General features: G+C 71.0%; 15 protein-coding genes. 10 read left to right on the top strand and 5 right to left on the bottom strand.

Annotated elements, in window-relative coordinates; translation table 11 throughout:
- Positions 1 to 26: 26 nt before the first annotated feature.
- On the bottom strand, positions 27 to 713 hold the full coding sequence (locus ACWEIJ_RS06585; protein ID WP_449836154.1) for a heparin lyase I family protein: 687 nt from the start codon (positions 711 to 713) through the stop codon (positions 27 to 29).
- A 57-nt stretch (positions 714 to 770) separates the two neighbouring features.
- Here ACWEIJ_RS06585 and ACWEIJ_RS06590 point away from each other — a divergent pair, with 57 nt between their 5' ends.
- Positions 771 to 3,635, top strand: a complete 2,865-nt coding sequence (locus ACWEIJ_RS06590; protein ID WP_449836155.1) for an AAA domain-containing protein — start codon at positions 771 to 773, stop codon at positions 3,633 to 3,635.
- 134 nt (positions 3,636 to 3,769) lie between these two features.
- Complete coding sequence (locus ACWEIJ_RS06595; RefSeq protein ID WP_449836156.1) at positions 3,770 to 4,363, top strand: hypothetical protein; 594 nt, start codon at positions 3,770 to 3,772, stop codon at positions 4,361 to 4,363.
- Positions 4,364 to 4,411: 48 nt separating this feature from the next.
- Here ACWEIJ_RS06595 and ACWEIJ_RS06600 read toward each other — a convergent pair whose 3' ends face one another.
- A complete protein-coding gene (locus ACWEIJ_RS06600) occupies positions 4,412 to 5,158 on the bottom strand; it encodes a PIG-L family deacetylase (protein ID WP_449836157.1) in 747 nt (248 codons plus the stop codon).
- Between the two features lie 101 nt (positions 5,159 to 5,259).
- Between ACWEIJ_RS06600 and ACWEIJ_RS06605 the strand changes: the two genes are divergently transcribed.
- Complete coding sequence (locus ACWEIJ_RS06605) at positions 5,260 to 6,492, top strand: glycosyltransferase (protein ID WP_449836158.1); 1,233 nt, start codon at positions 5,260 to 5,262, stop codon at positions 6,490 to 6,492.
- A 54-nt stretch (positions 6,493 to 6,546) separates the two neighbouring features.
- On the opposite strand, the gene ACWEIJ_RS06610 is transcribed toward ACWEIJ_RS06605, so the two are convergent.
- Positions 6,547 to 8,220 carry a S8 family peptidase gene (locus tag ACWEIJ_RS06610; RefSeq protein WP_449836159.1) on the bottom strand — a complete coding sequence of 558 codons (1,674 nt, stop codon included), beginning with the start codon at positions 8,218 to 8,220 and terminating at the stop codon, positions 6,547 to 6,549.
- Between the two features lie 307 nt (positions 8,221 to 8,527).
- Here ACWEIJ_RS06610 and ACWEIJ_RS06615 point away from each other — a divergent pair, with 307 nt between their 5' ends.
- Complete coding sequence (locus ACWEIJ_RS06615; RefSeq protein ID WP_449836160.1) at positions 8,528 to 9,454, top strand: LuxR C-terminal-related transcriptional regulator; 927 nt, start codon at positions 8,528 to 8,530, stop codon at positions 9,452 to 9,454.
- 81 nt (positions 9,455 to 9,535) lie between these two features.
- Positions 9,536 to 10,108: a hypothetical protein gene (locus tag ACWEIJ_RS06620; protein WP_449836161.1), complete on the top strand. Its 573-nt coding sequence runs from the start codon at positions 9,536 to 9,538 to the stop codon at positions 10,106 to 10,108.
- 54 nt (positions 10,109 to 10,162) lie between these two features.
- Here the strand turns inward: ACWEIJ_RS06620 and ACWEIJ_RS06625 are convergent, their stop codons facing one another.
- On the bottom strand, positions 10,163 to 12,043 hold the full coding sequence (locus tag ACWEIJ_RS06625) for a S41 family peptidase (protein WP_449836162.1): 1,881 nt from the start codon (positions 12,041 to 12,043) through the stop codon (positions 10,163 to 10,165).
- A 118-nt stretch (positions 12,044 to 12,161) separates the two neighbouring features.
- Between ACWEIJ_RS06625 and ACWEIJ_RS06630 the strand changes: the two genes are divergently transcribed.
- Together ACWEIJ_RS06630 and ACWEIJ_RS06635 are read left to right on the top strand one after the other, a co-directional pair.
- A complete protein-coding gene (locus ACWEIJ_RS06630) occupies positions 12,162 to 14,555 on the top strand; it encodes a hypothetical protein (protein WP_449836163.1) in 2,394 nt (797 codons plus the stop codon).
- 13 nt (positions 14,556 to 14,568) lie between these two features.
- A complete protein-coding gene (locus tag ACWEIJ_RS06635; protein ID WP_449836164.1) occupies positions 14,569 to 15,141 on the top strand; it encodes a superoxide dismutase family protein in 573 nt (190 codons plus the stop codon).
- Positions 15,142 to 15,160: 19 nt separating this feature from the next.
- Here the strand turns inward: ACWEIJ_RS06635 and ACWEIJ_RS06640 are convergent, their stop codons facing one another.
- Positions 15,161 to 16,216: a helix-turn-helix domain-containing protein gene (locus tag ACWEIJ_RS06640; protein WP_449836165.1), complete on the bottom strand. Its 1,056-nt coding sequence runs from the start codon at positions 16,214 to 16,216 to the stop codon at positions 15,161 to 15,163.
- 294 nt (positions 16,217 to 16,510) lie between these two features.
- On the opposite strand from ACWEIJ_RS06640, the gene ACWEIJ_RS06645 reads away from it, so the two are divergent.
- The 3 genes from ACWEIJ_RS06645 (at position 16,511) to ACWEIJ_RS06655 (ending at position 22,316) form a co-directional block, all read left to right on the top strand.
- Positions 16,511 to 19,105 (top strand): type 2 lanthipeptide synthetase LanM family protein, encoded by a 2,595-nt coding sequence (locus ACWEIJ_RS06645; protein ID WP_449836166.1) that lies wholly within the window; start codon positions 16,511 to 16,513, stop codon positions 19,103 to 19,105.
- Between the two features lie 12 nt (positions 19,106 to 19,117).
- Entirely contained in the window at positions 19,118 to 19,315 is a 198-nt protein-coding gene (locus ACWEIJ_RS06650; RefSeq protein ID WP_449836167.1) for a hypothetical protein, read from the top strand.
- Between the two features lie 124 nt (positions 19,316 to 19,439).
- Positions 19,440 to 22,316 (top strand): helix-turn-helix transcriptional regulator, encoded by a 2,877-nt coding sequence (locus tag ACWEIJ_RS06655; RefSeq protein WP_449836168.1) that lies wholly within the window; start codon positions 19,440 to 19,442, stop codon positions 22,314 to 22,316.
- The last annotated feature ends 87 nt before the right edge of the window (positions 22,317 to 22,403 follow it).

The following is a 22,403-nucleotide window of genomic DNA, read 5'->3' on the forward strand; positions in this document are numbered from 1 at the left end:
CGGGTCGTCCGCCCGTGCCTGCGGGACTACCAGTTGGCGGGCTCGGCCAACGCGTAGCTCGTCGCGACGCGGTGGTGGTCGTGATAGATCGACAACGTCGACTGACCGGCGGGCTTGCCGTTGCGCCACGCCGTGCAGTAGATGCCGGACGACCACCGCATGGTCTTCGACGTCTTGGGCAGCACGGTCTGCGTGCGCGACACGACCTTCTGCCCGTTGATCCACACCTCGAACCTGCCGCTGTCCTTCGCGAGCTTGAAGCGCGTCACGATCCGGGTCCACTCGCCGCGCCTGATCTTGCCGGCCGTCCCGGAGATGCCGCCGGAGCCGCCGTAGCGGATCTCGTCGTTCTGCACGAACATCAGCAGCCACGGCCCTTCGGGATCCTCCGGTGACCACTGCTGGAACGTCACGTTCTGGTCGTGGTACCGCCAGTCCGCCGGGAGCATGACCGCCTGACCGTAGTAGCGGTCCTCGCCGACCGACTGGGCGCCGCGGTCGATCGTCTCCGAGTGGTAGCCGCCGGTCTCGCCGATGTAGGTCTGCTTGGCCTCGATGGCCGTCGACCCCTTGTACGCGACGTTCGTGACGTCACGGATGACGCCGTTCTTCTGGGTGTAGTGGTAGTCCCAGCCGTTCAGGGTGCCTTCGTTCTGGAAGTCCACGCCGGGAGGGGGTGCGATGAGCAGGGCCGCCAGGAGCAGGGGGAGCATGAAACGCCTTCCAGGGGTGCCGGGCGGCGGCTGAGTCGGACACTAGCATCACTGTCCATGCTCGCCAGCCCGTCCGACCTCGTCGACCTGCTCGAGTGCGAGCACCGCGGCCATCTCGGACGACAGGACCGGCAGGGCGATCCGGACGAACTGCGCGCGGCTGCCGAGAGCACCGCCGCGAGGATGCGCGAACAGCACGACATCATCGAGAACGCGGTCTTCTTCGACGGCGAGTTCCACTGCTCGGCGCAGACCCTCGTCCGCACGCCCGCCGGCTACGAACCGTGCGACGAGACCGCCGAGGCCACCCCGCTCACCGTCCTCAGCCTGACCGCGGCCGCGCAGGCCATCGGAGCCGAACGCGCGCACCTGGTCGTCGACGGCAGGCGCACGACGTTCCGCACCGCCGACTTCACCCCGCTGCTGACCAGGCTCAAGACCCGGCTCGCGAACCCCGGACCGGCCCCGACGCGGTCGTGGGGTGACGTCAGGGCCGCGTGCAACGGGTGCCGCTTCGCCCGGCACTGTGCTGCGGGCCGCGAAGAGGCCCGCGACCTGTCGCTGGTCGCCGGGCTGAGGGCGGACCAGCGGCGAAAGCTGGTTTCGGTCGGCATTGAAACCATCGATGCTCTTGCGACCACCGAGGAGCGACCCGCCACGCTGTCGCCCGCGAGCTTCACGGCGTTGACCGCGCAGGCCCGGCTGCAGGTGCAGCAGGAGCGCACGGGCGTCATCAGTTACGAGGTCGTGGTACCGGAAGCGCTGCAGCACCTCCCGGAGCCGCAGGAGGACGACGTCTTCCTGGAGGTCGAGGGCGACACGTTCCGCACGCCCGGCTGGGAGGGCACGTTCGCGGAGTTCGTCGACCGCACGCCGACGGGCACCGTCTACCACTTCACGCCGCACGACCTCGCCGCCCGGGCCGCGCGCACGGCGACGAAAGAGTCCGAAGTGGACGAACTGGTCAAGCGGTGCGTGGATCTCGGTGCGCTCACGCGGCGGGCGTTGAGGATCTCGACGCGCGAGTACACGTTGGCGGCGCTGAAACCGCTGGTGCAGGACGAGGTTCCGACGCGGGGCGTGCGGGACCTGCTGGAGAGGATCAAGCGCGAGCACGGTGTCGAGACCGCGGTTCGCGAAGAGCGCGACGAGGCCGCGCTGGAGAAGGCGGCGGAGCGGGCGCGCCGGATGGCCGCGCTCACCGAGCCGTTGATCGCCGAGGGGCACACGTTGTTCGCGGCCACCGTGGGCTATCACCGGCGGGAGGCGAGTCCGGCGTGGGGTGACTTCTTCCGGCAGGCCAGTGCGCCGATCTCGGATCTGGAGACCGACTCCAACTGCGCGGTGCCGATCACGCTCAGGACCGAGGACTGGGTGCCGCCGAGCGGGCGGGTGCGCACGCACAAGCGGCAGGTGCACGCGCGGATCGACCCGGAGCGGCCGCATCCGTTCGGCAAGGACGAGCAGGTCAGGCTGCTGTATCCGGGCAACGTCACGCGCAACGCGGTCGTGTCGGACGACAACCCGTACGAGCTCATCATCACCGAGAGCGCGGCGCAGGAGCACGCCGAACTGCCCATCGCGGTGCTGCCCGGCAGCCCGGTCCCGGCGGCGCCGAAGGACGAGGCGGTCGCGGAGCTGGCCGAGCAGGCGGTGCACCTGCTGCCGCTGCTCCCCCGCAACCCCGGCATCGACCTGCTGCTGCGCACGCCGCCGGGGCCGTTGCCGCAGCACCCGGACGTCGTGCAGGCCGTGATCAAGGCGGTCGACCAGCTCGACGGCGGCACGCTCGCCGTGCAGGGGCCGCCCGGTGCCGGCAAGACGTACCTCGCCACCAAGCTCGTGCGGCACCTGATCGACCAGGGCAAGACCGTCGCGGTGACGTCGACGTCGCACAAGGCCGTCGAGAACGTGCTGGGCTCGGTCGATGCGGACATCCCGATGGCCAAGCGCCCCAAGGGAAAGCCCGAGGAGGACGTGCCGTGGGACCAGCCGAAGGACAACGGCGCGCTCGCCAGGTGGCGTGAGGAGCACCCAGAGGGACACCTCGTCGGCGGCACCGCGTGGACGTTCGCCAACGCCGTGATCAAGGCCCAGCCGTTCGACGTGATGATCATCGACGAGGCGGGCCAGTTCGCGCTCGCCGACGCGGTGGCGGTGGCGACGGCGGCGCGGAACCTCGTACTGCTGGGTGACCCGCAGCAGCTGCCGCAGGTCGTGCAGGGCGTGCACCCGCCGGGCTCCGACGCGTCCGCGCTCGGGCACCTGCTCGGTGACGCGGACGTCATCCCTGACCATTTGGGCTACTTTCTGGCCGAAACGCGCCGCATGCACCCGGAGGTGTGCCGGCCGGTGTCGGAGCTGTCGTACGCGGGACTGCTCCATTCGCACGAAACTGCCCATAACCGTTCCATCGAGGGCATCGAGCCCGGCATCCACCTGCGTGAGGTCGATCACCGGCACAACATCACGTCGTCGGCCGAGGAGGCCGACGCCGTGGTGGACACCGTGCGGTGGATCGTCGGTCGCAGGTGGACGGACAACGGGCGGACGCGTGAGCTGACCGCGGCCGACGTGCTGGTGGTCGCACCGTACAACCTGCAGGTCAGGGTCATCCGGAGGCGGTTGGCCGATGCGGGGTTCGACGAAACGCGGGTGGGCACAGTGGACCGGTTCCAGGGGCAGGAGGCACCTGCGGTCATCATGTCCATGACGTCGTCGTCCACCGTGGACCTGCCGCGTGGCCTGGACTTTCTTTTGTCACGTAACAGATTGAACGTGGCACTGTCACGTGCCCAGGTGCTCGCCGTGATGATCTGCTCGCCGCGGCTGCTGGACGCCGACGTCCGGGGGGTCGAGCAGATGCGTCTGGTGGCCGGGATGCTCGGCCTCCTCGAACGTGTGAAGAAATTCCGTACGTGACGATACAAGTGTTGCCGGACAGTGACCTTTCCACCGCTCTCGGTTGCTAATTTGACGCGGTTCACCCGGTCGGGTGATCAAGAACGTGAATGTGCTCGATCCGCCGCGCACCCACCAGAGCAGGAGAAAGTCAGTTGGCAAGTAGAGTTCTCGGCGCGTTCGCGGTGACTGCCACCGCCGCACTGGCCACCTTGGTGATGGCCACCCCTGCCAGCGCGCACACCGCTGACGGGTATGCGAAGTGCGACGGGAAGGACGCGATCCTCCACGTGAACCTCACGCAGTTCGCGCCCGAGCAGAGGAACACGGTTGTGATCACGGACGGCAACAACGTCCTGGTCCCCACCGAGAAGTTCGGCTCGACGTGGAGCGTGGACAAGAAGGGCCTCGACGGCAAGGTCGCACACACCTTCACCGTCGACGTGAAGGCGTACGACACCGACAAGTCGAAGAACCGGAACTTCGACAAGCACTTCGTCTACACCACCGAGGTGTGCGACAAGACGTCGACCACCACGACGACCACCACGACCACGACGACCACCACGACGACGACGTCGGAGGCGCCCTCGTCCTCCGTCACGCCGCCGGCCCCCGGTGGCAGCACGCCGGAACCGCCGCTCGCGGCGACCGGTGCCGCCCCGATCGCGCTGCTGCTGTCGGGTCTGGGTCTCGTGGGCGCCGGTGCCGGCACCCTGCTGTTCCTGCGCCGCCGCCGCAGCGCGTGAAGTAGCCGAGCAGAGAACGGGGACGGTCCTGCAGGCCGTCCCCGCGCCTCACAGGTCCAAAGTGGACGACTGGCCGTGGCCGGGGCGGATGAAGCACTCCGTGTCGAAGGCGTAGGCGAAGGTCTGGTCGTCCAGCTTCAGGAAGAACGAGTCCTCCGGGATCTGCGAGGCGTGCGCGCGCATCGCCGCCCGCTTCACGTCCAGGTACTTCGCGACGTCGACGCTGACGTTGATCTCCGAGTCCGGCACGGCCTCGTCGCCCAGCGGCGACGGCTCCTCGCCTGCCCGTCGCATCGCTTCCCGCAGGCGGGTCTCGCGCACCTTCGCCTGGTACACCGCCGGGGTCCGCGCGATCTCCGCGGCACGCTTGCCCACCCGGTGCACCTGGATGTGGTCGGGGTGGCCGTAGCCGCCGAAGCGGTCGTAGATGGTCAACGCGGTGGCGTCCTCTTCGAGCAGGATCGCCGCGAGCTTCTGGGCCACCTCCTCGACGTCCGCGGTCCAGAACGAGCCCGGCCGCGCGTTCAGCTCGTCGCCCATCATCCCGGAGTCGAGGTAGCCCAGGAACTCCACGCGGGCCACGCCCAGCAGGTCGGCGGCCGCGTGCGTCTCCGCCACCCGGCGTTGGCGGAGTTCCTCGCCCGGCTCCAGGAAGTCCGGGGTCTCGCCTGCCTCGCCGCGGGTCGCGACGACGAGCACGACCCGGTGTCCCTCCTCGAACGCCTTGCGCATCACGCCGCCCGTGACGATGCACTCGTCGTCGGGATGCGCGTGGAACGTCACCAGTGTGCCCATGTCCGCGACGTTACCCGGGAATGGAACTTCCCAATCGCCCCAGTCCCTTGCCGCTGCCTACGGTGGGGAACGCAACCCTAGGGCCGCAGGGGAGGTTTGACGTGCGCGTGTTGTGCACGGTCGCGTTCTCGACCGCCCACGCACGAACCCTGCTGCCCTTGGCGGCGATGCTCACCGAACTGGGGCACGAGGTGCTGGTGGCGGGGCCGGCGTCGGTGCTGCGGGGTTTCGCGGACGAGCCGGTGCGGACCGCGGCCGCGTTGCCGGAGGTGTGCGACCAGCTGGCGGAGCTGTTGCAGGGCGAGGTGCTCGCGCTGCCGCCGGACTACGACCCGTTCGCCGACGAGATGATCGTCGAGTTCGCCGCGGGACCGCACATCCGCGCCGCCGTTCAGTCGCTGTTGCCCGCGGCCGCCGACTTCCGGCCGCATCTGGTGCTGCGGGACGGGATCGAGTTCGCGGGACTGCTGGTGGCCGAACGCCTGGGCGTGCCGCACGTGTCCGCGCCGTCCGGGGTCGGCCAGTACATGGACCGGCTGACGTTGCTGAACGCGGTGAACGAACGACGCGCGGAGCTCCGCCTGCCGCTGCACGAGTCCCTCGACTCGGCGCACCGGTACGGCCGGTTGGACGCGGTGCCGCCGGCCTGTTCCTTCGCCCGCCAGCCGATGCCGGCCGCGTTCGCCTACCAGCAGCCGCCGCACCAGAGTCCCGGGGAGCGGCTGCCGCAGTGGGTGGCCGACCTCGACCCGTCCCGGCCGCTCGTGGTCGCGTCGACCAGCACCTCGGGCGGGGTGTTCGCGAGCGAGTCCGCGCTGCGCCTCTTCGACTTCGACGCGATCCCCGACCAGGCGCTGCGCCACTCCCCCTTGGCGCACCTGGAGACCCTGGTCGCCGGTCTGTCCGCAGTGGACTGCGAGGCGGTGGTGCTGACGGGCGGGCTGCCGGTGGAGGCGCAGGCGTCCAACGTGCACCTCGTCGAGTCGTTGCCGCAGGCGTTGTTGTTGCAGGCGGCGGATTTGCTCGTGTCGCACGGTGGGTACAGCTCGGTTCGCGAGGCCATGCGGGCCGGCGTCCCCATCGCGGTGCTCCCGGTGTTGCACGACCAGATGCACAACGCGCACCGGGTCAGCGAGCTCCGGATCGGTGTGCGGGTGCACGACTTCTGCCCGGACGCGGTCACGTCCGCCTGCCGGGAAGCGCTTGAAGACCAGACCATCAGGCACGGCGCGCGCAGAGCACAACGGCACATCCTCGGGTTGCCGTCGATCCGGGCCGTGGCGGGATATCTGGAACGGATCGTGCAGCGGAACCGCAAGCTCGTGGCGATGTGAAAGGGCGGCGCTTCCTCAGGATGGAAGGCGCCGCCCCTCGGCGAACCCGCGGAGCTATTGCAGGGTCAGGTTCCAGGAGTCGATGTACCCGGTGTCACCGGAGTACACGTCCTGGACCCGCAGCTTCCACGTGCCCGCCGCGACCTCGGACGAGGCGTTGACCGTGTAGGTCGCCACCACGTTCGCGGCACTGTCCGAAGAGGACGAGTTCTTCAGCCGGTAGGCGGTGCCGTCCGGCGCGATCAGGTCGATCACCAGGTCACCCCGGTAGGTGTGCACGATGTTCACGCCGACCTTCACCGCCGACGAGGCGTTGCCCGCCAGGGTGGAGACGATGGACGAGGTCACCGCGGCGCCCTTGTCCGGGATGGCCACGTCGGTCGTGTTCTCCAGGGCGCCCGAGGGCGGCGGAGTGGTGTCGATCGCGTTGACGGCCTTCGTGGCGTCGGCCAGGCCCGCGCCGCAGCCGCCGGAGCAGGTGCCGGGGACGGGGCGGGCGTTGTTCTTGATCAGGTCCTTGACCTGGGCGGGGGTCAGGGACGGCTTCTTCGCCACGAGCAGTGCCGCGAGGCCCGCGATGTGCGGGGCCGCCATCGAGGTGCCCTGGTACGGCTTGTAGGTCTCGGCACCGGGGGTGGTGGCGCCGTCGTTCAGGGTCGACCAGATGCCGTTCTGCGGCGTGGTGATGGTGCCGGGGGTGTCGGTGCCGCGGCGGGTCTCGCCTCCGGGGGCCGCGATGTCGATGCGGGCGCCGTAGTTCGAGTAGAACGCCTTGTTGCCTTCACGGCCCAGCGCCGCGACGGCGATGACGCCGGAGCAGTTGGCCGGGGTGAAGTTGGCGACGTTGGCGTTCGAGTTGCCGGCCGCGACGACGACGGTGGTGCCGCGGTTGATGGCACCGTTGATGGCGTTCTGGTAGGTCGTCGAGCAGGACGACTGGCCGCCCAGCGACATGTTGATGACCTTGGCCGGGGTCGGGTTCGCGGGGACGCCCGCCACCGTGCCGCCGGATGCCCAGGTGATGGCGTCGGCGATGTCCGAGGTCGAGCCACCGCACTGCGCCAGCACGCGGACGGGCTGGATCTTGGCGTCGTAGGCGATGCCGGCGATGCCCTTGCCGTTGTTGGTGGCCGCGGCGATGGTGCCGGCCACGTGGGTGCCGTGCCAGGACGAGTTCTGGTCCGACGGCGGGGACGGGTTGCCGGACGCGTCGGTGCCGCAGTCACCGGCCTTCATCCAGTCGCCGTTGTCCGACGGGTCGGAGTCGCGGCCGTTGCCGTCACGGGCGCGGGAGGCGTCGGAGACGAAGTCGTAGCCGGGCACGATCTTGGCGGCCAGGTCGCTGTGCGCGACGTAGCCGGTGTCGATCACGGCGACGGTCACGCCGGCGCCGGTGGAGCTGGTCCACGCGCCGGGCACGTTCATGCCCGCGGTGGCCTCGTAGAGGTCCCACTGCCGGGAGTACTCGGTGTCGTTCGGGTCGGCGAACGGCTGCATCAGCAGGTCCGGCTCGACGTAGGCGACGTCGGGGTCCGCCTTGAAGGCCTTGATGGCCTGGTCGGCGTTCGAGGTCTTCGAACCGAGGTCGACGACGACCGCACCGCTCGCCATGCGGCGGTGCAGGGACTTGCCCTTGCTCTTCACGTCGTCCGAGGCAGCGGAGTCGGACGAGGCTTCGGCGGTGCCGGGCTTGTAGCCGACGATCAGCCGTTCGAAGGGGCGGTTCACGTGAGTCGAGTCCGGTTGGGACTGGATCTGTGAAGGAGCAGCGTTCACTGGTGAGACAACGCTGAGCACGGCGGCGGAGACTGCCGCGGCGCACAGGCTCGTGCGTCGCAATCCGTTCACGAGACAGGGTCCTTCCACACAGGGCCACCGCATTGCCGTGGAGGGCGTCAGGGTTCTGAACCGGCTGCGGAGGTGACGAGGACCGTAAATCGCGCTGAACCTGCGAAAACAGGTCTGGCGGAGGCCGAATGGCGACACTGACGTGTTCACGACAGAAGCACTGGGCCGAATGGCGCACAATGGTGTCGTGTTCGGACATCTGGGCGTCTCGCCGGAGCAGACCGCCGTCTACGAGCTGCTGGTCACGGGCGGCAGCCGCACCACCGCCGAGATCGGCGTCGCGCCCGAGCTGCTCGACCGGATGCGGGAGCTCGGCATGGTCCGGCACCTGCCCGGCGACGTGTGGCAGGCGGTCGCGCCCGACCTCGCCGTCGAGGCGCTCATCGCGGCCCGCGAGGAGGCGCACCGCAGGGCCCGCGCGGACGTCGGCCCGCTGATGGAGCTCTACCTGCGCAACCGCGAGGAGGAGCTGGCCGACAGCGCGGTCGTCGAGGTCGTCTCCGGCGTCGCCGCGGTGCGCGAGCTGTGGCACGCGCTGCTGCGCGGCGCGCGCAACGAGGTCTGCGTGCTCGACCAGCCGCCGTACGTGACGCCGCTGGGCGAGCACGTCGCGCTGGAGGACGAGACGCGCGAACGGGACGTCCAGTGGCGCGTCGTCTACGACCGGTCCGCTGTGGACCTTCCCGGCCGGGTCACCGAGATCATCGAACTGGTCGCGGCGGGCGAACGGGCCCGCGTCACGCCGACGCTGCCGTTCAAGCTCGCGGTGATCGACACGCACGCGGCGGTGCTGCCGGTGGCCAACGGCGACGTGGTCGACAAGGTGCTGCTGATCCGCCCGTCGGCGTTGCTGGACGTGCTGCGCTCGACGTTCGAGCTGTACTGGGACAAGGGAATCCCGTTCAGTCCAGGTGGGATCTACGCGGCGGCGGCCGATGTGGACCCGAACCTGCTGGGGCTGCTCGCCGCCGGGCTCACCGACGAGTCCATCGCACGGCAGCTGGGATTGGCGCCCCGAACGGTGCAACGGCGGGTGCGGCAGCTGATGGACCGGTGCGGCGCGCAGACCCGGTTCCAGGCCGGCGTGCAGGCGATGCGGCGAGGCTGGTTGTAAGTCCGCGAAAGTCGTGTGCAACCTCCGGTGATCATGCGGCGTCTCTGGGGGTGAGAGGTTGTTACTCACCAGGGGGATCAAATGCGCATGCGCAACGTGATGACGGCTGCCCTTGCGGGCCTCGCACTCCTCGGATTCGCGAGCTCCGCATCGGCATCCACGGACTTCACGTGGCCGCCGAAGGACGTCCAGCCGGTCCACAAGACCAAGGCGGAGCTGCAGAAGCAGGCCGACGAGTTCTCCGCGCACCAGAAGAAGGCGTTCCCGCGCGCCTTCCGCGGTGCGAAGGACGTCGCGCCCGGCAACTGGGGCGGCGAGGCCGAGGGCGTGTTCGACGACATGCAGTACATGGGCAACTGGGTGACCTTCACCTACAACGGCCAGAAGGTCAACACGTTCACGCAGGTCAACGCACCGGGCTTCCTCAAGGCGTCGCCCAAGGAGTTCTGCGAGACCTCCACGTGCACCGCCATCGTCAGCGACCACCGCGGTGGCGTGACCGTGTTCGAGAAGCTCGACCAGTGGGGCATCGTGGCGGCGCGGAACTGGCGCCCGAACGGTGAGGTCGTCTGGGTCCAGAGCTGGACGCAGGGCACCGAGAAGCAGCTCGCGCAGCTGGCCGAGGACCGCGCCTTCACCTTCACCAAGAAGTAGCGGGAAAACGAGCGGGCGCTTTCGGTGCTGGAATCACCGAAAGCGCCCGCTCTGTCAGCTGGCGACCTTGCGCGCGGCCACCAGCTGTCCGTCCGCGAACCCCTCGACGCGCACCTCGCCGCCAGTGGCGCTCAACGTCGCGGTGTGCGCGCCGTCGGTCACGTCAAGCGAGGTGGCGGGGCGGCCGTCGACGTAGATGTCCACCCGGTCGAGGTTCACGGTGTCCAGTGAGACGGTCGTCCCGGCGACCGCCACGCCGAGGCGCCGCACCGGCAGCGCCGCGAGCAGCTCGCCCGCGCGGGCGAGCAGATCCACGTTGCCCTCCAACAGATCCGCGCGCGTCAGCTGGTGCTGGTGCGTCGGCCGCACGCCCAGATCTTCCACCGGCGTGCCGGAAAGCTTGCCGACGCGCAACGTGCGGCGGATCGACACGCGCATGTTCGCCTTGTTGGGCAACGGCCGGTACGGCGACTCGGGATCGCCCGGCGCCGGGATCTGCATCAGCTGCATGAGCAGCCCGTGCGTCCACACGTTCGCGCCGCCGGCACCGGTGTTGTCGTCCACGCCGAGGATCGGGCCCAGCTCGTGGTCGGCCCAGCCCGCGGCGAAGATGTCGGTGGCGGAGTAGACGCGCGCGTCGGTGATCAGCAGGACCGGGCCGTGGTAGGTCTGGCCCACGGCGTTCGCGCCGTCGACCGGCGTGATGGTGTGCGCGCAGGAGAACGCCTGGCCGGTCTCGGTCGAGCTGTCCAGCGACGGGAACCACGGGCCGAGGTCGATCCGGCCGGTCGGGTCGTCCGCGTGGCGGCGGCAGATCCGCAGGTTCAGCGGCGTGCTCAGGAACTGCACGGGTTCCGGGTCGATGTGGCGCGGGGTCATCGTCTGCAGCAGGAACTCCGAGGCGAAGATGTGCCCGCCGCCGTTGTCGCGCACGTCGACGATGAGCCCGTTCTGCGGCAGCAAAGCCGCCAGCCGCACGAACTCCTTCAGGAACGCGTCCGGGTCGTCGACGCTGAACGAGAAGATCCGCAGGTGCCCGAACGTGCCGGACGGCGTGACGACCGGACGCGCCCGGAACACGCCGGGCATCGTCGTCGGGATGTCGGTGATGCTCATCGCGACCGCCTCGCCGGTGGCCTCGGCGGCCACGACCTTGGGCGCGTGCAACAACTTCTTGGCGCGTGCCTTCTCGTCGGAGTCCAGGTCCACGCCCTGCGCGGCGGCGGCCGGCGACAGCGCGTCGGCGTCGGTCATCGGCGGCAGGTTGTCGGTCACCTGCCAGTCGACCCTGACCTCCTGGGTCGTGGCACCGCGCTCGGCGCGGTAGGTGACGACGACCCAGTCCTCGTCCGGCGGGAGCTGGATCACCAAGGGGCGCAACGTGAGCGACTCCAGGCCGCGGGCGAGGTTCGCGGCGGTGTTGCTGCCCGCGAAGTTCGCGCCGTTGACCGCGACGGCGCGGGCGATCGGCATGCCGTTCCAGTGCGTGACCTCGGCGCCGACGGTGAGGCCGGCGAAGTCCGCGACCGTGCGCGAGACGAGGTACTGCTCGGCGCCGTCCTCGGCGAAGCAGCGCTCCAGCTGGAACGGCAGGAAGGCGATCTTGCCGGCGAACGGGGCGGGCAGCAGGTAGTTCGTGTGCAGGTCGCGCACCGAGAGGAAGGTGCCCGACAGCTCGCGGTGGAACTGCCACTCGGGTTCGGCCGTGGCGTCGGTCTGTCGTTCGAGTCTCGCGCGTAGGACCCTGAGTCTTTGCACGGGGTTCACCGCGTGCATGGCGACTTTGAGCGGCAGGTGCGCGTAGTTCTGCTCCAGCAGGACCAGCGCCTGGTCGACGAGGAGCTTGCGCTGCGCCAGGGTGAGCGTGCCCGCGGTGGCGAGGAACTCGGCGAGTCCGACGGAGTTCGCGGCGTTCGGGTGAGCGGTTGTGGTCATGGTGGGGCCTCCTTGCCCAGTAGAGGCTTTCCAGGGCGGCTGGATACACCCTTTTCACCCGTTCGGCCGCTAACCGGAGCAGTTTCGGGGACGACAACTGGAGTAAAGGGAGGCCGCGATGAGCCAGAAGGCCTTGGAACTGCGCATCCACGGGGTCAACAACACGCCCCCGTACGCGATGCTGGCCCTCCCCGAACCCGCGGTGGAGCAGTTCCGGGGCGACCGGTTCGGCAGCTTCTGGCAGCCGTTGCCGGACAAGCTCGCCGAGCTGCCGCCGGATCACCCCGGGCAGGTACCGCCGGACGTGCGGCGCGAGGCCTACTCGTGGGGCGGCATGGCCCGCAGCAGCCCCGGTGTGCCGGGCAGCGGGGTGCCGTCGGTGCTCGCGAACGTGCTGGGGCGCATCGGATGGGCGTTGCTGCTGCCGTTCGGGCTCGCGAACGTCGCCTACTGGTCGCGCAGGCTCCCCGACGACTCGGCACCGGCGGCGAAGCGGATGGTGTGGTGGAACGCCGGGCGCGGCGCGGCCAGCACGCGGTTGTTCGGGCTCGGGCTCACCGTGCTGCTGGTGCTGGCGGTGTGCGAGGTGTCGATCGACCTCTACGCGATCCAGTGCACGTTGCCGGGCGCGGTGTGCAGGCGGCTGCCGGACTTCCTGGACCTGCTCGGCGATCCCCCGCGGCACGTGCGGGTGCTCGCCGCGTCCGCGGTGCCGGTGCTGCTGTTGCTGGGGCTGATGGCGCTGACCTCGTTGTCCCGCAGCCGCTACGAGATGACGACGATCCGCCGCGCGCCGCTGCGGCGGGAGGGCGTGCTGCTCAGCCGGTCGTCGATGTGGGAGGGCAGCCCGCGGATCCGCCGCCTCACCCGGCTGCACCTCGCGGCCGGGTGCTGCGTGGTGGTGCTGGCGACCGGCGTCCAGCAGTCGCAGCACGTGTTCTTCCTGGTGCTCACCGTGCTCGCGGGCGCGCTGCTGGCGGTGGTGACGGGGCGCGTCGTGGTGACCACGGCGGACTGCCCGGACGTGCCGTCGACCGAGAAGGGCGGCCTGTGGTCGTGGCTGCTGATGATCTCGTCGATGCTCGTGCTGGTGGCGCACGGGTTCGGCCTGTACGCGATCGAGCCGTCGTTCGACGGGCCGCTGTGGCTGACGTCGTGGGGTCCGCCGGTGGTCACCGTGACGTTGCTCGGGTCGGTGCTCGCGGCGTGGTCGTGGCGGCGCGACGACGCCAAGGGACCCTTGCTCCTGCTGGTGCTGTTCGCGGCGTTCATGGTTGCCGCGCACTGGTTTCCGCTCGCGTGGATCGGTGCCGCGGTCTTCGGCGGGGTGCTCGCGTGGCGGGCCCGGCCGCGTGCCGGTGACGAGTGGCAGGCCTGGCGCGGCGCCGGGCCCGGTGTGCTGCTGGGGTTGTCGCTGGCCTCGTCGGTGACGCTGTCGACGGTGCTGGTGCTGACGTTCCGCGGCTGGGTCGGGACCGGGCTGCGCGCGCCGTCGTTCTACCCGTGGTTCAGCGCGGCCTTCGCGACGGCGCTGGTCCCGCTGGTGCTGCTGGTGCTCGCGCAGGCCGTGATGTTGTTGTCGCGGCTGGCGAAACCCGTCGCGCTGGACGACGACGCCGAGGTGCTCGTGATGCGCGTGCGGCACGTGGTCGCGGTGACGCACCGGGCCGAGGACTTCGCCGGCGTGCTGTCCACGCTGAGCGTGCTGGCCCTGGCCCTCACCTGCTACCTCACGTTCGCCACGCCGTCGTGGAGCCGCTGGTGGGGCGTGACGTGGGTGGTGGGCAAGGGGGACTGGGTCACCGGGCTCGCCGGGGTCGCGGTGATCGGGTCGTTCGTCGGCGCCGGGATGCTCACCAACCGCCGTCCGCTCGGGCTGGTGTGGGACCTGATGTGCTTCCTGCCGCGCACCGCGCACCCGTTCGCGCCGCCGTGCTACGCGGAACGCGCGGTGCCGGAGATCGCCGACCGCACCCGCGAGTTCCTGGACGAGGCGGAGGACAACCGGGTGGTGCTGTCGGCGCACAGCCTGGGCGCCGTGCTGGCCGTGGCGGCGCTGTACGCGTTGCCGAAGGGATACCTGCGCCGGGTGCAGCTGCTGACCTACGGCGTGCAGCTGCGACCGTACTTCGGACGGATCTTCCCCGAGCTGCTCGGCCCCGCCGTGCTCGGCACGCCCGACGTGCGCGCGGGCGCGATGTTCACGCTCGACCCGTGGCAGCGGCAGCCCGGCGCGACACCGGACGGCGGCCTGGCGGTGCTGCTCGGAGACAACTGGATCAACCTGTGGCGGCGCACCGACTACCTCGGCTTCCCGGTGCACGGCTGGGCGCCCAACTCCGTCGACCGCCGCGCGAACGAGACGGACGGCTCACCGGACAAAGTGGAGACTCACAGCGGCTACCACCACTGCGCCGCGTACCGGCAGGCGTTCCGCGACCTCGTCTCAATTGATCTGAACCACTCACCCGGCGACGGACGTGCAGGGGGTGGGAACCAGGAACGCAGTTGACTCAAGGAGAATCATGCGCACGACCGTGGCCACCCTCGCAGGTGCCGTGCTGCTCACCGGTGGCCTGGCCGCCTGTTCGAGCGAGACCCCGTCCCCCGCGATCAGGCCGGTGGCCGAGACCGCGCTGGCGGCGCCCGCCGCGTCCGGCGAGCAGCCGAAGGGCGTCACCTACGACGTGCAGCGAATTCCGCTGGGCGCCAAGCTGTCCGCCGGTTCGTCCGTCGCGAATGGACAGACGACGGTCGAGCTGAAGGTGTCCGGCCTGCTGCCGAACACCAAGTACGGCTCGCACGTGCACACCAAGCCGTGCGGTGCCAAGCCCGCCGACTCCGGCCCGCACTACCAGAACGAGAAGGACCCGGTCACGCCGAGCGTCGACCCCAAGTACGCCAACACGCAGAACGAGATCTGGCTCGACTTCACCACCGACGCGGCCGGTGCCGCGACCGGCACGGCGACGGTGAAGTGGGAGTTCCGCAAGGGCGAGGCGAACGCCGTGGTCGTCCACGCCGCGCACACCAGCACCGAGCACGGCAAGGCGGGCACCGCCGGTGACCGCCTCGCCTGCCTCACGGCCCAGTTCTGATTTGGCACAGTTCTGATCTCTAGCAGGGCCAGGTCAGGGCCACACCCCCAGTCAGGTGTGGCCCTGACACCGGTTCCAGCACCGCCGCACGCACGAGGTTGAGCACCTCGTATCGGGGTCCGGCGCGCCGGATCAGTCCGCGCACGCTCAAGGCGCGCGCGACGTGTTCGTTGTCCACGTAACCCCTCTCCGCCATGCGCACCAGCGCGTCGCGCTCCTCACCGTCCAAGGTGGACAGTGACAGTCGCAGCGAGTCGCGCAGGTGCGCCGACGTCGGGTCGAGCGGGTTGGTCCGCAGCCGTTCCAGCAGGTGCTGCGGCGAGTAGACCATGAACCACCCCGCGGCGAACTCCAGCGCCGACGGCAGCCCGTCGAGCTCCCGCACCAGCCCCATCAGCGCCGCCTGGTTCGCGGCCTCCTGCCGGAACCCCGGCCGCACCCGGCGCACGTGCGTGACGAGCAACCGCACCGCGGCCTCGTCCTCCAGCGGTGCCAACGGGAACACGTGCTCGCCGGGCGTTCTGGTCGGGGCCAGCGAGGTGACGATGATCCGCAACCGCGGATGCGCCTCCAGCAGCCGCGTGTCGGGGCTGTGGTCGGTGACGAGGACGGTGTCCTGGTTGTCGTCCACCGCCGGTGTGCGCGAGGACGGCAGCCACGCCACCGACCAGCCGAGCCGGAAGTGCAGCTCCCCCGCCACCTCCAGCGCGAGCCGCGTCTTGCCCACCCCGCTGACCCCGGTGACCGTGACCAGCCGCCGTCCGTCGACGAACAGGTCGACCAGCGCCGCGGCCTCGTTCTCCCGGCCCACGATCGCCGCCGACGGGGCGGGCGGCGGCACCGACACCGGCCCGGCGGGCCGTCCCCCGGCCTCCTGCAGGTTCGCGCGGCTGTCGTCGTCCAGCCGCAGCCCGTCCGCGAGCAGCCGCACCGTCTCGGCGCGCGGTGACCTCGTCCGGCCGCACTCCAGGTCGCGGATGGCGCGCACGCTCACCATCGCGAAGTCGGCCAGTTGTTGCTGGGTGAGGCCGACGCGGATGCGGTGCCGGCGCAGCAGCTCGCCGAACTCCCTCATGCCGCGGCCTCCTTCCGCGCGTGGATCCCGCCCAGGTGACGTGGCGAGACCATCTCGGGCCGGCGCGGCGGCACCCTCATGCCCCGAACCTCAGGCAGATGGGGCAGCGACGGCATCGAGGCCGTGCGCGGTAGTTCCCCGAACTCCTTCATGCTCGTTCCCTCCTCTGCTGAGGAGTCTCGGGCCGCGAGAGCGGCGGAACATGGGGGGCGATCCCCCATATTCACGTTCAGCACAAATCTGGGGGCCTCACCCCCATGTGCTCGCACGGGCGCGCGTGCGAGGTTGTCCGGCGTGACCTCCGCGGCCGAGACGACCACCGGTGAGAGCTGGACGGCGGCGTTCGCCCACGCCCTGCGCCCGCTGATCGACGCCGCCCGCCTCGAGGTCGCGCCGCCGTTCGACGCCGCGTTCGCCGAGCAGCTCGGCCGCCGGCTGGTCGCCATCGCGGCCAGGACGCTGGTGCTGGAGCTGCACAACGCGCGCGGCACGCTGGCCGGTGACACCGGGGCCGAGCGGTTCACGAACTTCACCCGGACGCTCGACCTGGAGGCGTTGTTCGCGCGCTACCCGGTGCTGGCGCGGCTGCTCGCCCAGGCCTGCGAGCAGGCCGTTTCCGCGCATCACGAGCTGTCGTCGCGGTTCACCCGCGACCGCGCGGAGATCGTGCGGACGATCTTCGGCGGGCTGGACCCCGGCGCGCTGACCTCCATCGAGACCGGGCGCGGGGATCCGCACCAGCAGGGCCGCACGGTCGCGGTGCTGACCTTCTCCTCCGGCGAACGGCTGGTGTACCGGCCGCGGCCGGTCGGGTTGCACGTGCACTTCGTCGCCCAGCTGGACTGGCTTTCCACGCGAACCGGAATCAGCTTCCGGACGCCGCGGCTGGTGGTGCGGGACGGGTACGGGTGGCTGGAGTTCGTGCGCCACGAGCCGTGCGCGGGCGTGGCCGGGGTGGCCGAGTTCTACCGGCGGCTCGGGGCGTTGCTGGCGCTGCTCTACGCGGTCGACGGCACGGACATGCACTACGAGAACCTGATCGCGGCCGGGGACCAGCCGGTGCTGGTGGACGTGGAGACGTTGTTCCACCCGACGCCCGGCTCGTCGGACGACCCGGCGGCGCACGCGCTGGCGCGGTCCGTGCACCGCACCGCCCTGCTCCCCCACGTGCTGTTGGGCGACAACGGCGTCCTGGACGTGTCCGGGGTCGGCGGCGACCAAGGCGTGCTGTCGCCGTTGAACGTCGTGCACTGGGCCGACGCGGGCACGGACCGGATGCGGCTGGTCCGGCGGCCGCGCGAGTCGTCGGGCGCGTTCAACCGGCCGTTGCTGGGCACCGAACCGGCCGAGCCCGCCGACTACCAGGACTCGTTGCTGGCCGGGTTCCGCGCGGGCTACGACGCGATCGTGGCGCACCGGGATGAGCTGCTGCGCCTGGTCCGTGCGTGCGCCGACGACGACGTGCGGTTCGTGGCACGTGCGACGCGTCAGTACGCCTTGTTGCTGGACGAGTCGACGCATCCGTCAGTGCTCGTCGACGCGATGGACCGCGATCTGGCGTTCGGGGTGCTGGTCGTCGACGACCCGTTGCTCGACCGGCTGGTGCCGTTCGAGGTCGCCGACCTGTGGCGCGGTGACGTGCCGCTGTTCACCTGCCGGCCGGGGTCGCGCGACCTGTGGACCACGTCCGGGCTCCGGCTGCCGGGGATGCTGCCGGAGCCCGGGCTGCAGGCGGTCGAACGCAAGATCGCGGCGATGAGCGAGGTCGACCGGCACGACCAGCAGTGGGTGATCGCGGCGGCGCTCGCGTCGCGGCCGCGGCCCGTCTCGCACCGCTCGGGCGCGCCGCTGCCCGGTCACGTCGCCGCGGTGGACCCGGATCCGGCCCGGCTGCTGGTGGCCGCGTGCGGGATCGCGGACCAGATCCTCGCGCACGCCGTGACCGGCCCGGACCGGGTCAACTGGCTGGGCCTGGAGCTCGTCGACGACCGGCACTGGGCGGTGCAGCCGCTCGGCGCCGGTCTGTCCAACGGCTACACGGGTGTGGCGCTGTTCCTGGCCGAGCTGGGCGCGCTGACCGGTGCCGCCCGGTACGTCGACTTCGCGCGGGACGCCGTCCGCCCGCTGCCGTCGTTGCTGTCGGCGTTCGCCGAGTCACCCGAGCTGGTCGCGGCGGTCGGCGGCGGAGTCCACGGCCTGGGCGGCATCTGCTACGGCCTGGCGCGCCTGACCCCGTTGCTCGGCCTGGACCCCGGCCTGCTGTCGGCGGCGGTGTCGTTGATGCCGTTGGAGGACACGTCGTTCAACGTCGTGGACGGCGTCGCCGGGTCGCTCGCCGCCATGCTCGCCGTGCGCACACCTGAATCTCTCGCGCTCGCCGACCACTACGCGACCGTCCTACGTGGTGCGATTTGTTCGGCTAATGGATTCGCCCGCGGCCATGCGGGAATCGGATGGGCTCTGCGGCGTTACGCGGCCACGGTTCGTGACGAGTCATCAGATGTGGCAGGACTGGCGTTCCTGGAGAACGACGCGCTCGACCCGACCGACACCGGCTGGTGCTCCGGTCTGGCCGGCGCGGTCCTGGCCCGTGCCGACGACCGGCTGAGCGAGGCCCTGGCCGCCCGGGAACCGTTGCGGGACATGAGTCTGTGCCACGGCGAACTGGGCGTCGTCGAAGCGCTGTCGGCGCAGCACCCGGCGGCCGCGAGCCGTCGCACGGCACAGCTGCTGGGAGCACTCGACGAACACGGCGCCCGCTGCGCCACGCCGGGCGGCGTGCCGTCGCCCGGCCTGCTCACGGGTCTGGCCGGCATCGGCCACGGTCTGCTGCGCCGGGGCTTCCCGGTGCCATCGGTCCTGCTGCTCGACCCCACACCGAACACCTGAGGAGTGCGTCTGATGAACGAGTCCCTGCACCGCCCGGCCGCCCTGCCCGAGCAGGTCGAGCAGGTCGAGCACGTGATCGGGGAGATGGAGCTCACCCCGCGGTCGAGGGCCGGTGCGAGAGCACGGGCGCTGGCCGGGCTGACCCTCGCGGTGGGAGCCGTGGTCGCCATCACTCCGGCGATGTCGGAGACGACCGTCAGCGTGGTCTGAGGTCCGGGCCTCGTTGATCGCGGGAAGATCCTCTCCTGATCGGCCGGAATTGGTCGGACTTCCGACGGTGAATACGCCTGAGCAGCCGATCCGACCGGCCGTGCCCGGCCGTTAAGGTCCTGCCATGCAGACCCGAGCGCCCCAAGTGGTCGGCCGCGACCGAGAGGTCGCGGCCCTCACGGGGGCACTCGGGCGAACACGTGAGGGCCGCGGCGGCGCGATCTTCCTGACCGGTGAGGCCGGCATCGGCAAGTCCCGGCTGGCCCGGTACGCGGCGGGCAACGCGTACGACCAGGGCGTCCGGGTGCTCAAGGGCCGCGGCACGACGATCGGCCCGATGGTGCCGTTCCGGCCGATCGCCGAGGCGCTGCTCGCCCTGTTCCGCGGCGACCCGCCGGACGACTCGGCGCTCGGCCCGTACAAACCCGTGCTGGGCACGCTGATCCCGGAGTGGCACGACCACCAGTCCACGACCGAGTCCGTCGTGGTGCTCGCGGAGGCGGTGCTGCGGCTGCTGGCGAGCGTCGCGCGCAGGACGCCGTGCCTGCTGGTCCTGGAGGACCTGCACGACGCCGACGCCGAGACGCTCGCGGTCGTCGAGTACCTGGCGGACAACCTGGAGGACCAGCCGGTCCTGCTGCTCGCCACGATCCGCACCGAGCCGGGCAACGCGCTGGAGCTGGTCCACCGGATCGTCCAGCGCGGCGCGGCCACCCAGCTGGAGCTGCGCCGGCTGACCCGGCCGGAGGTCGAGCGGATGACCGCGGCCTGCCTGGAGACCGAGCAGATCCCGGCCGAGCTGTCGGGTCGCTTGTGGACGGACAGCGCCGGCAACCCGTTCGTCGTCGAGGAACTGCTGCACGGCATGGTGAGCAGCGGCCTGCTGGTCGCGGGCGCGCAGGGCTGGCAGGTGCTGGGCGAGTTCAAGCTCCCGGTGCCGGCCGCGTTCGCCCGCAGCGTCGCGCACCGGACCGACCGGCTGGGACCGCAGGGCCGTGAGGTGCTGTCCATCGCGGCGGTGCTGGGCCACCGGTTCCCGCTCTCCGTGGTGCAACGGGTGACCGGCACCGACGACCGCCAGCTGCTCAGCCACCTGCACGCGGGCGTGGCCGCGCAGCTCGTGACACCGGACGAGCCCGCCCCGGACTGGTACGCGTTCCGCCACCCCCTGACCGCGGATGCGTTGCTCGCCCAGCTCACGCCGAACGAACGTGCGGAGCTCTCCCTGCGCACGGCCGACGCGATCGAGGACCTGAACCCCGGCCTGGCCGGCGACTGGTGCCCGCTCGTCGCGAAGCTCCGGCTCGACGGCGGCTGTCCCGCCCGAGCGGGAGAGCTGTTCGCCGAGGCGGGACGGCGGGCGCTGGGCAACGGTGCGGCGGGCTCCGCGGTCACGTTGCTCGACCGCGCCCAGCAGCTGCTCACCGGCGACGCGCGCGCCGACGTCCTCGACACCCTGCTCCCGGCGCTCGCGGAGACCGGCGAGTTCGAACGGGCTTTCCGGCTGGAGCAGGAGATCGCCGACCTCACCGGCCTGGACACGTGGCGACGGGCCAAGCTCCACACGCGACTCGCCCGCGTCGCCCACCTGGCCGGCCGGTTCACCGACGGCGTGGAGCAGGTGCGCGTCGCCCGCGCGCTGCTCGGCCCCGACGCGCCCGACCGGCTGACCGCGCAGCTGGACGTCAACTCCGCGTACCTCGCGCTGAACACCCCGAGCGCCGACCGGATCGAGTCCGCGGCGAGCCTCGCGAGGCAGGCGGCGGACGCGGCGGCACGGGCGGAGCTCCCGGCGGTCGCCTGCGAGGCGTGGCAGCTGCTCGGGATCATCGCCCGCGAGCAGGACCTCGACGAGGCCAACCGGTGCTTCGGCAGGGCACGCGCGCTCGCCGACGCGCACCAGATGCCGATCCAGCACATCTACGCGCTGGTCCGCCTGGCGGGCAACGACTGGCTCGCGTCCGGCAGCACCGCCGCGCTGGACCGCGCGCACGAGGAGGCGTACCGGGCGGGCGCGATCACGGTGGCGTACAACGTCGACGCCATCCTGGCCCTGCAACACGTCCTGACCGGTGCCTACGCGCAGGCCGAGCAGCAGGTCGCCACCTGCCTGCAGGCCACCGCACGGCTGCAGCTGCACGCGCTCACCCGCTACCTGCTGATGGTGAAGGCGGCACTCGCCGCGCACCGCGGCAACCGGCAGGAGACCGACGACGCCGTCAGCGAGTTCGAGGCGGTCGCGAAGGGCGGCGCCCAGGAGATCCCGCTGTGCTACGGACTCGCCCGCGCGTTCTGCGCCCTGCTGGAAGAAGACCGCGCGCTGGCCACGCGGGAGCTCGACGTCGCGGAGGCGAAGGAGTCGCAGAACCCCACGACGTTCCACCTCTCCGGCGCACACGGCCTGCGGGTGCTGCTGGCCGTGCTGGACGGCCGCTTCGGCTGGTCCGACTACGAGGTGCTGACCAAGTCCAGCGCCGCCGGCATGCGCTGGAACCGCCAGTTCGCCGACCTCGCCCACGCCGTCCTGCTCGGCCGCGACGGCAGGCACGCCGAGGCGCGGCAGGCGTTCGACCGCGCACAGGAGGCCGCGGCCCTCTACCCGATGGCCCGGCACCTCGGGCTGCGGCTGGTCGCGCCGGAAGCGCGGGCGTGGGGTGATCCGGTGACGTGGCTGCGCGCCGCCGAGGAGCACTTCCACCAGGCCGGGATCACCGCGGTGGCGTCGGCGTGCCGGGGACTGCTGCGGCAGGCGGGCGCACCGGTGCAGCAACGCCGCACCGGTACCGACCAGGTGCCCAAACAGCTGCGCGGGCACGGCGTGACGGTCCGGGAGTTCGAGGTGTTCGTGCTGCTCGCCGACCGGATGGGCAACAAGGCCATCGGCACCCGCCTGCACATCTCGCCCCGCACGGTGGAAAAGCACGTGGCCTCGCTGATCGCGAAGACGGGTCAGCCCGACCGGGAGTCCCTGTCGGCGTACGCGGCGACGCTGAGCCGCTGACGTTCACAGGGCTTTCGGGGCGTTTGCCCCCATCCCTGCCGGGTAGCCGTCGATCGACCGCGTTCAGGACCAAACTCTTGAGGTGAG

Source organism: Lentzea sp. NPDC004789, assembly GCF_053601075.1.